This window comes from Variovorax sp. CAN15, assembly GCF_030462475.1.
GTDB lineage: Bacteria > Pseudomonadota > Gammaproteobacteria > Burkholderiales > Burkholderiaceae_C > Variovorax.
Genome location: NZ_JASMRZ010000016.1, coordinates 67,778 through 79,303, shown reverse-complemented (window position 1 = coordinate 79,303; position 11,526 = coordinate 67,778). Strand labels below are relative to the sequence as shown.

Annotated in this window: 9 protein-coding genes; 5 read left to right on the top strand and 4 right to left on the bottom strand. The window is 67.6% G+C overall.

What is annotated here, in order from left to right; genetic code table 11:
• Positions 1 to 73 precede the first annotated feature (73 nt).
• Entirely contained in the window at positions 74 to 1,021 is a 948-nt protein-coding gene (locus QMO14_RS13785; protein ID WP_301507769.1) for a LysR family transcriptional regulator, read from the top strand.
• A 1-nt stretch (position 1,022) separates the two neighbouring features.
• Here QMO14_RS13785 and QMO14_RS13780 read toward each other — a convergent pair whose 3' ends face one another.
• The gene (locus QMO14_RS13780) at positions 1,023 to 2,624 is read right to left on the bottom strand and encodes a phospholipase D family protein (RefSeq protein ID WP_301507768.1); all 1,602 of its coding nucleotides are present in this window, start codon (positions 2,622 to 2,624) and stop codon (positions 1,023 to 1,025) included.
• A 178-nt stretch (positions 2,625 to 2,802) separates the two neighbouring features.
• On the opposite strand from QMO14_RS13780, the gene QMO14_RS13775 reads away from it, so the two are divergent.
• The 4 genes from QMO14_RS13775 (at position 2,803) to QMO14_RS13760 (ending at position 8,585) form a co-directional block, all read left to right on the top strand.
• Positions 2,803 to 4,923, top strand: coding sequence for a TonB-dependent siderophore receptor (locus tag QMO14_RS13775; protein WP_301507767.1), 2,121 nt, complete (start codon positions 2,803 to 2,805; stop codon positions 4,921 to 4,923).
• A 30-nt stretch (positions 4,924 to 4,953) separates the two neighbouring features.
• Positions 4,954 to 6,156: a PepSY domain-containing protein gene (locus tag QMO14_RS13770; protein WP_301507766.1), complete on the top strand. Its 1,203-nt coding sequence runs from the start codon at positions 4,954 to 4,956 to the stop codon at positions 6,154 to 6,156.
• A complete protein-coding gene (locus QMO14_RS13765) occupies positions 6,153 to 6,359 on the top strand; it encodes a hypothetical protein (RefSeq protein ID WP_301507765.1) in 207 nt (68 codons plus the stop codon). Before QMO14_RS13770 ends, QMO14_RS13765 begins: the two co-directional genes overlap by 4 nt.
• Positions 6,360 to 6,422: 63 nt before the next feature.
• Positions 6,423 to 8,585 carry a TonB-dependent receptor gene (locus tag QMO14_RS13760; protein ID WP_301507764.1) on the top strand — a complete coding sequence of 721 codons (2,163 nt, stop codon included), beginning with the start codon at positions 6,423 to 6,425 and terminating at the stop codon, positions 8,583 to 8,585.
• Between the two features lie 65 nt (positions 8,586 to 8,650).
• Here QMO14_RS13760 and QMO14_RS13755 read toward each other — a convergent pair whose 3' ends face one another.
• From QMO14_RS13755 to QMO14_RS13745, 3 genes are read right to left on the bottom strand one after another with little or no spacing between them, the layout of a single operon-like run.
• On the bottom strand, positions 8,651 to 9,523 hold the full coding sequence (locus QMO14_RS13755) for an ABC transporter permease (protein WP_301507790.1): 873 nt from the start codon (positions 9,521 to 9,523) through the stop codon (positions 8,651 to 8,653).
• Between the two features lie 38 nt (positions 9,524 to 9,561).
• Positions 9,562 to 10,377, bottom strand: coding sequence for an ABC transporter ATP-binding protein (locus tag QMO14_RS13750; protein ID WP_301507763.1), 816 nt, complete (start codon positions 10,375 to 10,377; stop codon positions 9,562 to 9,564).
• 2 nt (positions 10,378 to 10,379) lie between these two features.
• A complete protein-coding gene (locus QMO14_RS13745) occupies positions 10,380 to 11,399 on the bottom strand; it encodes an ABC transporter substrate-binding protein (RefSeq protein ID WP_301507789.1) in 1,020 nt (339 codons plus the stop codon).
• Positions 11,400 to 11,526 lie beyond the last annotated feature (127 nt).

The window sequence follows — 11,526 nt, the reverse complement described above, 5'->3', positions numbered from 1 at the left end:
GTACTCTGCCTTCATCGCTCAATAGAATGTTGTCAATAGTTCATATTGATCTCAAGAATGTGAGAGGCTGCCGATGGAGCTGAAGGACATCGATCTCAACCTCCTGGTCGTCTTCCAGCAACTGCTCGTCGACCGCAGGGTCTCGAAGGTGGCGACCAGCCTGGGCCTCTCGCAGCCGGGCGTGAGCAACGCGCTCGCGCGGCTGCGCAAGCTCACCGACGACCCGCTCTTCCTGCGCACGCCCAACGGCATGGAGCCCACGCCCTATGCGCAGCAGCTCGCGGAGCCGACCGCGCGGGCGCTGCAGGTCATCCATGCGGCGATGAACATGAAGGCGTCGTTCGACCCGGCCACGTCGAAGCGCGCCTTCACCGTCGGCATGACGGACATCGGCGAGATCTATTTCCTGCCCAGGCTGATGAAGGAGATCGCGCGCGTCGCGCCCCACGTGTCGCTCAGCACCGTGCGCAACACCGCGGTCAACCTACAGGACGAGATGGAGGCGGGGCACGTCAACCTCGCGATCGGCCTGCTGCCGCAACTCAAGGCTGGGTACTTCCAGCGCAGGCTGTTCAGGCAGAACTACGTGTGCATGTTCAGGCGCGGCCATCCGCTCGCCGGCAGGAAGAAGGTTTCGCTCGACGACTTCTCCGCCGCCGACCACGTGGTGGTGGTGTCGGCGGGCACGGGCCACGGCAACGCCGACGAGTTCCTTGACCGCAAGAAGATCACGCGCAAGGTGGTGCTCACCGTGCCGCACTACGTGGCCGTGGGGCACATCCTGCACGACTCCGACCTCGTCGCGACGGTGCCGGAGAAGCTCGCGCAGGCCCTGGCGGGGCCGTTCGGCCTTTCCTACGTGCGGCATCCGGCGAAGCTGCCGGAGATCGCGATCAACCTGTTCTGGCACGGCCGCTTCCACAAGGACCCTGCGATCGCGTGGCTGCGCTCGCTGATCATCGGCCTGCATGGGGAAGGCGCCGCGGCCCCCGCAGAGGGGCCGGACCGCGGCAGCAGCTGATCTACAGCTGGTCGGTCGGCACGAACCAGGAGAACAGCAGCAGCTGCAGCCGGGTCAGCATGCTCGAATCGGGTTCGCTGTCGAGCACCTCGTTGTCGACGTCGCCGGTGCCGACCCACTGCACGTTCTGGCCGTCGGGCTTGAGCGTGACGCGGTAGACGCCCTCGATGTCGTCGAGCTGGTAGGCGTAGAGCAGCGCCTGCGTCAGGTCGAAGCTGCGCACGCGCACGCCGAACTCGGTGTTCAGCCGGGCGGAGCGCGGGTCGAGGTTCATCGAGCCGAGCAGCACCCATTGCCGGTCGACCAGAGCCAGCTTGGCGTGCAGCCGCCCGCGCGCCTTCTTGAGCAGCGTGCGGAACTGGTCGCTGCGCTTGAGCTGCTGGGTGCTCACCTCGTACAGGTTCACGCCGAGCTTGAGCATGTCGACGCGGTAGCGGTTGTAGTTGATGTTGACCAGCGGCTCGTCGCTGTCGGCCAGCGAGTTGGTGATGACGGTGATGTTCACGCCCTGCTCGCGGCCCATGCGGATGCGCTCCATGCCCTCGTCGCCCGGAATGAAGTAGGGCGAGATGACCACCACGCTCGAACGGGCCGTCGCCAGCATCTCGTGGAAGCGCTCCGCCAGCGGCTCGACGGGATGGGCCATCACGCCCAGCGCCTTGTTGGGGCTGTCGGCGGAGGCGTGCGCTTCGGCGCGCATCCACTTGGCTTCGTCGATGTCGGCGAGCTGGGCGCCCAGCGGCGGATCGCCGAGGACGTCGGAAAACGGCAGCGGGTTGGGTGGCGGGGCGTGGGCGGGAGAGGTCGCTTCCTCGAAATCGTCCTTCAGCGCTTGCGGCGTGCGGCTGCTGCTGGCCACCCGCTGCAGGGGGTAGACCACGTCGCTGTTCCAGTAGGTGTCGAAGATGGCGGCGGATTCGGGCACCACGGGGCCGGCCAGGAGCAGCTCGAAATCGATGAAGTTAGCGCTGTCGCTGCGCAGGAAATACTCGTCGGCGAGGTTGCGTCCGCCCGCGATGGCCATGGCGCCATCGGCCACGAACAGCTTGTTGTGCATGCGGTGGTTGAGCCGGCGGAAGTCGGAGAAGAACTCCAGCCAGCGCCCGGAGGAGTGGTCGCGGGCGTTCACGAAGGGATTGAAGAGCCGCACCTCGGCATTGGGCTCGGCCGCGAGGCCGAGCAGGAGGCGGTCCATGCCGGCCGTGTAGAAGTCGTCGAGCAGCAGCCGCACGCGCACGCCGCGGCGCGCGGCGTTGCGCATCTCGCGCAGCAGCAGGCGGCCGGTCTTGTCGTTGCCGAGCTGGTAGGTCTGGATGTCGAGCGACGACCTCGCGCGCCGCATCAACTCAAGCCGCGCATCGAGCGCGAAGGAGGCCTCGATCAGCGGCCGCATGCTGCTCAGGCCGTCGGGCGGGTTGTTGAGGCTGATGGCCGCGCGGCCGAGTTCGGTGGCGGGCGAGGCCGCGATGGCCAGGGTGGGCGGTTCGGGCGTGCGCGGCGGCAGCCCGGCGCAGCCGGTGAGCGCGGCGGCCGCCAAGAGCGCCATCAGCCGCAGAGCCGGACCGCGCAATGCGGGAAACAGAAGGGCGATGAGCTTGAGCATGAAGGCCGCCAACGCAAGGGGAGCGTGCGGGCGGCATCGTAGCCGGTTCGCCTTCACGCCAAAGACGCAATTTCGCAACGCAACGCCCTTCGCGCAGGGCGGTGATTCGGGGAAGCGGGAATTTGTCACGCATAAAATGCGAATCGTTCTTATTAATTTGTAGAAGAGCGGAGCGGGAATGAAGAGGTTGGTGGCGCGGCGCAAGGCCGTATCGGTGCTGGCGGGATGCCTGGCGATCTACACACAGCATCAGGTTCTGGCCCAGACCACGAATGCAGCTTCGCTGCCGGAAGTGCGGGTCGATGCGGGAGTCGAAGCCGAAACGGCGATCACGCCGGTGATCGGCTACCGCGCGAAGAATGCGGTCACCGCCACGAAGACGGATACGCCGCTCGCGGAAACTCCCCAGTCCGTGACAGTGGTCACCCGCGACCAGATGGTCGACCAGGGCGCGACCAACCTGCAGGACGCGCTCACCTACGCCGCCGGCGTACGTTCGGACGCCTACGGCATCGATTCCCGCTCGGACAGCTTCTCCGTGCGCGGCAGCGACCCCACCATCTACCTCGACGGACTGCAGACCTACTCCTCCGGCTGGTACACCGCCATCGCGCGGCCCGACCCCTACACACTGGAACGTCTCGAGGTGCTGCGCGGGCCCTCGGGCATGCTCTTCGGAGCGGGCACCGCGGGCGGCGTGGTCAACATGGTCAGCAAGCGGCCCCAGCGGGAGGCGTACCGCGAAGTGGGCGTGCAACTCGGCTCCTTCGGCCGCAAGCAGGTCCAGGCCGATCTGACCGGCCCGCTGACGGCGGACGGCGACTGGTCGTACCGGCTGGTGGCGCTGCAGCGCAAGTCGGACACCCAGGTGGACTACGTTCCCGACGACCGCTCGCTCATCATGCCGTCGCTCACGTGGCGGCCGAACGCCGCCACGTCGCTGACGCTGCAGGCCCTCTGGCAGAAGGACAAGACGGGCAGCACCTCGCAGTTCTTCCCCTGGCAGGGCACGATCCTGCCGAACGTCAACGGCCCGCTGCCGTCGAGCCGCTTCATCGGCGAACCCGGCGACGGCTACGACACCGAACGCAAGACCTTCGGCTGGCTGTTCGAGCGCAAGTTCGACGACCAGTGGACTTTCCGGCAGAACTTCCGCGCCTCGCGCACCTTCAACGACTCGCACTACCACTACGCCGATTCGTTCTCCTTGCCTGGCGGCTGGTCGCTCGACCCGGTGGGCCAGCGCCTGCTCGGCCGCTACAACGACAAGTCGCTGGCCTGGACCAGCATGTCCGGCATCGACAACCACGTCGAGGGCCATTTCGACACCGGCGCCGTGCGCCACACGCTGCTCGTGGGCGCCGAGTACTCGCGCCAGCGCCAGGACAAGACAGAGGGTTCCGTCTACAGCTCCATCGATGCCTACGCACCGGTCTACGGCATCGGCTACGTGCCGGTCACCGAACTGACGCGCAGGCCCCGCACCACGCAACGCAACGCCGGCATCTACGTGCAGGACCAGATGAAGTGGAACAACTGGATCTTCGTGGCCGGGCTGCGCTACGACCGCAGCACGGCCGGCACGGCGGGCAATGTCTCGGAGACGACCAGCGCCACCTCGCGCCGCCTGGGTGTGATGTACGCGCTGCCGTCCGGCTGGTCGCCGTACCTGAGCTACACCGAATCCTTCACGCCGCAGGCGGGTACCGACCTCGACGGCAAGCTCTTCAAGCCCTTGCGCGGCGAGCAGGTGGAAGCTGGCGTCAAGTACCAGCCCCAGGGCTCGCCCACGAGCTTCACCGCCTCGGTGTATTCGCTGAAGGAAAAGAACCGCACCGTCTTCGACAGCACCAACCCGGACTATGGCCGCCAGGTCGACGCGACGAAGAACAAGGGCGTGGAGTTCGAACTCAAGACCACGCTGGCGCGCGATCTCGACCTCATCGCCAACTACACCTACATCGACGTCGACCACAAGCTCACCGACACGCCGCGCAACCAGGTTTCGGTGTGGGGCAAGTACCGTTTCTCGATCGCGGGCGTGCCGGGCTTCTCGGCCGGCGCCGGGGTGCGCTACATGAGCGGCTTCCGCGACGTCGATGGCGCCAGCGCGGGGCCGTATGTGCCGTCGGTCGCCCTGCTCGACCTGATGCTCGCCTACGAGTCGGCCAGGTGGCGCTACGCCCTGAACATCAACAACGCGACCGACAAGACCTACTTCAGCACCTGCCTCGCGCGCGGCGACTGCTGGTACGGCGCACGCCGCAACATCGTCGCCAGCGCGACCTACCGCTTCTAGAGCCCTCCCCACCGACGGAACAGCTTCGACATGAACAGCAGAAAGATCAAGACCTGGGCCTGGGTGCACAAGTGGAGCAGCCTCGTGTGCACGGTGTTCATGCTGCTGCTGTGCCTCACCGGCCTGCCGCTGATCTTCCACCACGAGATCGGCCACCTGCTGGGCACCGAGGTCGAGGCGCCGAAGATGCCGGCGGGCACGCCGCACATCAGCCTCGACCGCGTGCTCGAGGTCGCGAAGGCCAGGCACCCAGATCGCGTGGTGCAGTTCGCCTCGCAGCCCGAGGACGATGACGGCCTGTGGTTCGTCACGCTCACGCCCACGCCGGCGCCCACGGACGACTTCAAGTCGGTCGCGGTCGATTCGCGCACGGGCGAGGTGCTCGCGCAGCCGAAGTTCGACGAGGGCTTCATGTACGTGATGTTCAAGCTGCACGTCGACCTCTTCGCGGGGCTGCCGGGCAAGCTGTTCCTCGGCTTCATGGGCCTGCTGCTGCTGGTGGCCGTCGTCTCGGGCGTGGTGCTGTACTCGCCCTTCATGCGCAAGCTCGAATTCGGCACTGTGCGGCGCGAGAAGCGTCCGCGCCTGAAGTGGCTCGACCTGCACAACCTGCTGGGCATCGTCACGCTGGTGTGGGTGTTCGTGGTGGGCGCCACCGGCATGATCAACACCTGGGCCGACCTCGTCATCAAGTACTGGCAGTACGACCAGCTCAGCGCGCTGCTCGCGCCCTACAAGAACGAGCCCGTCGTGGCGGTGAACGAGCGCGCCTCGGTGCAACGCTCGATGGAAGTCGCGATGGAGCGCGCACCGGGCATGAAGCTGTCGTTCATCGCCTTCCCGGGCACGTCCTTCTCCAGCCCGCACCACACGACCTTCTTCCTGCGCGGCAACGAGCCCTTCACGTCGAAGCTGCTGCAGCCCGTGCTGGTGGATGCCAAGACGGCGGAGGTGACGGCGTCGCCCAAGCTGCCCTGGTACCTGTGGGCGCTGCTGGTGTCGCAGCCGCTGCACTTCGGCGATTACGGCGGAATGCCGATGCAGATCATCTGGGCGCTGCTCGACATCGCGACCATCATCGTGCTGGGCAGTGGCCTGTACCTGTGGCTCAAGCGTGGCAACACCGCGCCTGCGGCGTCGAAGAAGGCGAAGGCGCATGAAGAGCGGCAACTGGCGGAACCGGCCGGCGTCGCGCAACCCGAGCCGGCCGCGGCGTTGAAGGGCCAGGCATGAAGCCGCAGCATCACGGCTTCTGGCGCATGTGGGGCTGGCCCGTCGTGCTGGGCGTGCTCATCACCTTCGGGCTGATCTCGGCGCTCTTCAGCGACGGCGGCATGGGCGATGTCCTGGCCTGGATCGCGCTGGGCACTCCGTGCCTGGTGTGCGTCTGGTATGGCTGGTGCAGGCGGGCGGCAGACAAGGCCAGCGAGTCCTAGTTTTCCCTGAGAGTCGCGCCACTGCGACACGTTCGGCCGGCGTGGCAAAGCAGAATCGGCGCGATGAAGAATCTCGCGCCCGTCGCATTCGCCGCCGCCGGCCTCCTGCTTCTGCTCGCTGCGCCGCCGGCCGCGCGGGCGCAGCAGGATCTGCCCCAAATCGACCTGGGCTCAGCCAGCAGCAGTGGCGCGAGCCTGCGCGAGATCACAGTGACGGTGCCTCGCGGCGAGGTCGCACCCTTCAACGTGCCCGGCTCGGTCGACCGCGTCGACGGCAGCGAGATGCGCGACAGCCGCCTGCAGGTCAACCTGTCCGAAGGCCTGGGCGCGGTGCCGGGCCTGCAGGTGCAGAACCGGCTGAACTACGCGCAGGACCTGCAACTGTCCATCCGCGGCTTCGGCGCGCGCTCGACCTTCGGCGTGCGCGGCGTGCGCCTGTATGTCGACGGCATCCCCGCGACCCTGCCCGACGGCCAGGGCCAGACCTCGAATATCGACATCGGCTCGCTGGACCGCATCGAGGTGCTGCGCGGACCGTTCTCCGCGCTCTACGGCAACTCCTCGGGCGGCGTGGTGCAGGCCTTCACCGCCTCGGGCGAGGGGCCGCCGCGCCTGTCGTATTCGCTCGCGGGCGGCAGCTTCGGCACCTGGCGGCAGTCGCTGCAGGTCAGCGGATCGCAGGGAGCGGTGGACTACCTGCTCGACGCCAGCCGCTTCCACACCGACGGCTGGCGCGAGCACAGCGCCGCGAAGCGCGACATCGCCAACGGCAAGCTCGGCATCGCGCTGGACAACGGCGACAAGCTGACGCTGGTGTTCAACAGCGTGCGCATAGCTGCGCAGGACCCGCTGGGCCTCACCGCCGACCAGTACGCCCTGGCGCCGCGCAACGCGCCGCTGGCCACGCAGTACGACACCCGCAAGACGGTCGAGCAGACGCAGGCCGGCCTGCTCTACGAACACCGCATCGACGCCACGCAGGGGCTGCGGCTCATGGTCTACGGGGGCCAGCGCAAGACCACGCAGTTCCAGTCGATTCCGCCGTCGACGCAGCAGAACCCGCTGCACGCGGGCGGCGTGATCGATCTCTCGCGCCAGTACGGCGGCGTCGACCTGCGCTGGAACGCCGCGCTCACGCTGGCTGGACGGCCCTTCGACATCGTCGCGGGCCTGGGCTACGACAGCCTGCGCGAAAAGCGCCGGGGCTACGAAAACTACCTCGGGCCGGTGTCGGCGCCGGTGCTCGGCGTGCAGGGGCGGCTGCGGCGCAACGAGCTCAACGAGGCCTGGAACCTCGATCCCTACGCGCAGGCCACCTGGCGCCTCACCGACCGCTGGACGCTCGAAGCCGGCGTGCGCCGCAGCAGCGTGCACTTCAATTCGCAAGACCGCTACGTCGTCGGCACCAACCGCGACGACAGCGGCAGCGCGCGCTACAGCAAGACCCTGCCCGTGGCCTCGCTGCGCTACCAGGCCACGGCGGACCTCGCGCTGTACGGCTCGATCGGCCGCGGCTTCGAGACGCCGACGCTGAACGAGCTTTCCTACCGCGCCAACGGCGCCAGCGGCCTCAACTTCGCGCTGCGCCCCTCGGTGAACGACAGCATCGAGATCGGCGCCAAGGCGCGGCTTTCCGGCGGCCTGCTGACGGCAGCGCTGTTCCAGACCCGCACGCGCGACGAGATCGTGACGGACACCAACGTCGGCGGCCGAGCGACCTTCCAGAACGCGGGCCGCACCAGGCGCAAGGGCTTCGAGCTGGGCTGGCAGCACGAGACCGCGAACCACTGGCGCACGCAGCTGGCCTACACATGGCTGGACGCCACCTACCGCGATGCCTTCTGTTCGCCATCGCCGTGCGCCGCCGCGAACACGGTGGCGGCGGGCAACCGCATTCCCGGGATCGCGCGGCAGTCGCTGTTCGCGTCGCTCGGATGGGTGCCGCCCGAAGGCTGGCGCGCCGGCGTCGAGATGCGCGCGCTGGGCCGCATCCAGGCCAACGACGCCAACACCGCGAGCGCGCCGGGCTATGCCGTCGCGGCCGTGTACGCGGGCTACCTGAAGAAGTGGGAGCGCTGGGAGTTCAACGCCTTCGCGCGCGTCGACAACCTGTTCGACCGGCGCTATGTGGGCTCGGTGATCGTCAACGAAGGCAACGGCCGCTACTACGAGCCGGCGCCGGGCCGCAACTGGACGGTGGGGCTGAGCGGCGCCTACCGGTTCTGAAAGGCGGGCTCCGGAAATGGAAAACGGCGGGCAATGCCCGCCGTTGTCTTCTGGAAGCGTCGCGCTCAGAACGCCGCGGGCCGCCACTTCAGCAGGCGCTTCTCCAGCGAACTCAGCAGGAAGTCCGCCGCCAGCGCGACCACCGCGAGAACGATCATCGCCGCGAACACGCCGCTGGCATTGAAGGCGCCCTGGGCGGTGGAGATCAGCAGGCCGATGCCTTCCTTGGCGCCAAGGAACTCGCCGACCACCGCACCCACCAGCGCGAAGCCGAAGCTCACGTGCAGGCTGGCCAGGATCCACGACATGGCCGACGGGATCACCACCGACATCGTCAACTGCCGCGGCGAGGCGCCGAGGATCTGTGCGTTGGCGATCATGTACTTGTCGGCTTCGCGCACACCCTGGAACGCATTGCCGAAGACCACGAAAAACACCATCACCACCGCCAGCGCCACCTTCGAGGCCATGCCCAGGCCCAGCGCGATCACGAAGATGGAGCCCAGCACCACGCGCGGGATCGAGTTGGCGATCTGGATGTAGAGGCTGAACACGTCCGACAGCAGCTTGTTGCGCCCGAGCACGATGCCGCAGATCACGCCGGCGATCGAGCCGATGAGGAAGCCGATCACCGTTTCCTCCAGCGTCACCGCGACCTGCATCCACAGCGAGCCCTGGGCGGTGCCGTCGCGCATCCACTCCACGAGCTGGTCGTAGATCATCGAGGGCATCGAATAGAAGAAGGGGTCGATCCACTTCAGGCGCGCCGCGAGCTCCCAGCCGCCGAGCGCGACGACCAGCACCACCAGGCGCAGCGCGATGATCATGCGGCGCCGGCCGCGGATGGCCGCCTGCGCGATTTCGGATTCGCGCGCCAGCGCGGCGTCGCTCAGCGACGAGGGCAGCACGGCCGCCGTGGGGGTGGAGGAGGGCGTCATGTTCTTGTCGGTCGTGATTGTTGTCGTCATGGTGTTCATCACTGGATCACCACTTCCTCGCGCAGGTCGTCCCAGATGTGCCGCGAGAGTTCGATGAACTGCGGGTCGTAGCGCACCTGCGCCATCACGCGCGGGCGCGGCAGGTCGATCTCGTACACGCGCTTGAGCGTGGCGGGACGCGCCGACAGCACGAACACACGGTCGGCCAGCGCAATGGCCTCTTCCAGGTCGTGCGTGACGAACACCACGCTGCCGCCGTTGCCCGACCACAGCTGCAGCAGCTCGTCCTGCATCAGCGTGCGGGTCTGCATGTCGAGCGCGGAGAAGGGCTCGTCCATCAGCAGGATCTCGGGGTTGTTGATGAAGGTCTGCGCCAGCGCCACGCGCTTGCGCATGCCGCCGGAGAGCTGGTGCGGGTAGTGCTTGCCGAACTTGGCGAGGCCCACGCGGTGGATCCACTGCTGCGCCAGCTCCAGCGCTTCCTTCTTCGGCTTGCCGCGGAAGATCGGGCCGGCCGCCACGTTGTCTTCCACGCTGCGCCACGGAAACACCGCGTCGGCCTGGAACACGAAGCCGATGCGCGGGTCGATGCCCGTCACCGGCTGGCCCATCACCCGCACGTCGCCCACGGTGGGCTTGAGCAGGCCGGTGATCATGTTCAGCGTGGTCGACTTGCCGCAGCCCGTGGGCCCGACGATGGCGACGAACTCGCCGCGCGCCACCGACATGCTGAAGTTGCGCAGCGCCACGGTGGCGTTGCCGTCCTGCGAGATGAAGCGCAGCGAGACGTCGTCGAAGTCGATCGCGGACGTCACGGCGGTGCCGGTGCTGCCGGCAGGGATTCCGTTGCGCATGTTCACTTCGCCGCCGCAGCCAGATAGGCGTTGCTGTATGTCTTCGACAGATCGATGTTCTTGCTCTTCACCAGCGGCTTGTAGGTGGCGAGCACCTTCAGCACGTTCTCCGGCCCGCCGGCAGGCATCTTCGCGTCGGCGGTGAACATCGGCAGCGAAGCCTTCAGCGCGTCCACGTACAGGGCCTTGTCGTTGCCGTAGTAGTCGCGCGGCATCTTCTCGGCGATGTCTTCGGCGCTGTGGGTGTGGATGTATTCCATGGTGCGGGCGAAAGCGCGGGCCAGTTTGCCGGCTTCGGCCTTGTGCGATTCGGCCCAGGTGTTCTGCACGTACAGGCTGGCCGCGGGGTAGAGGCCGCCCAGCGCCTTCACCGTGTCGGGCTCGGTGCGCAGGTCGACCAGCACCTTGGCGTCGCCGGTCTTGAGCATCTGCGACACGGTGGGCTCGGTGGTCATGCCGGCCTGGATGCGGTCCTGCTTCATCGCCGCGATGAAGGTGTTGCCGGCGCCCACGGGCAGCAGCGAGTATTCCTTCGAGGCCACCCCGGCGCGGTCGGCCAGGTAGCGCGTGAGGAAGTCGGTGGACGAGCCCAGGCCCGTCACGCCCAGCGTCTTGCCGCCCTTGGCGTCGGCCATGCTCTTGAAGCCGGCGGCGGCGGCCTTGGTCGACACCATCTCGACTTCGCCCGGCACCTTGCAGAACACGGCGATGGCCTCGATCTCCTTGCCCTTGCTCTGCAGGTCGATCGTGTGGTCGTAGAAGCCCACCACGCCCTGCACCGCGCCGGCGATCAGCTGGTTCTCGGCGTCCACGCCGGCTGGCTGCGACTGCAGCTCGACGTTCAGTCCCTCGTCCTTGAAGTAGCCCAGCGCCTCGGTGAGCTTGGCTGGCAGGTAGATGATCTTGTTGATGCCGCCCACCATGATGGTGATGGGTGCATCGGCGGCCTGCGCGAGCGGGGCCGCGGCGGCGAGGGCGGTGCACAGGGCGGCGGCCAGCAGGGTGCGGCGGGAAGCGGGCATGGTGGACATGGTGTCTCTCCGTGTTGGAATCGAATCGGCAATCCGCGTGCAGCTGACAACTGAAGCCTGCCGCGGGACGGGGCCAGTCTAGGAATCCGCATCCTTCAGCCGGCTTTCGGCGACATGC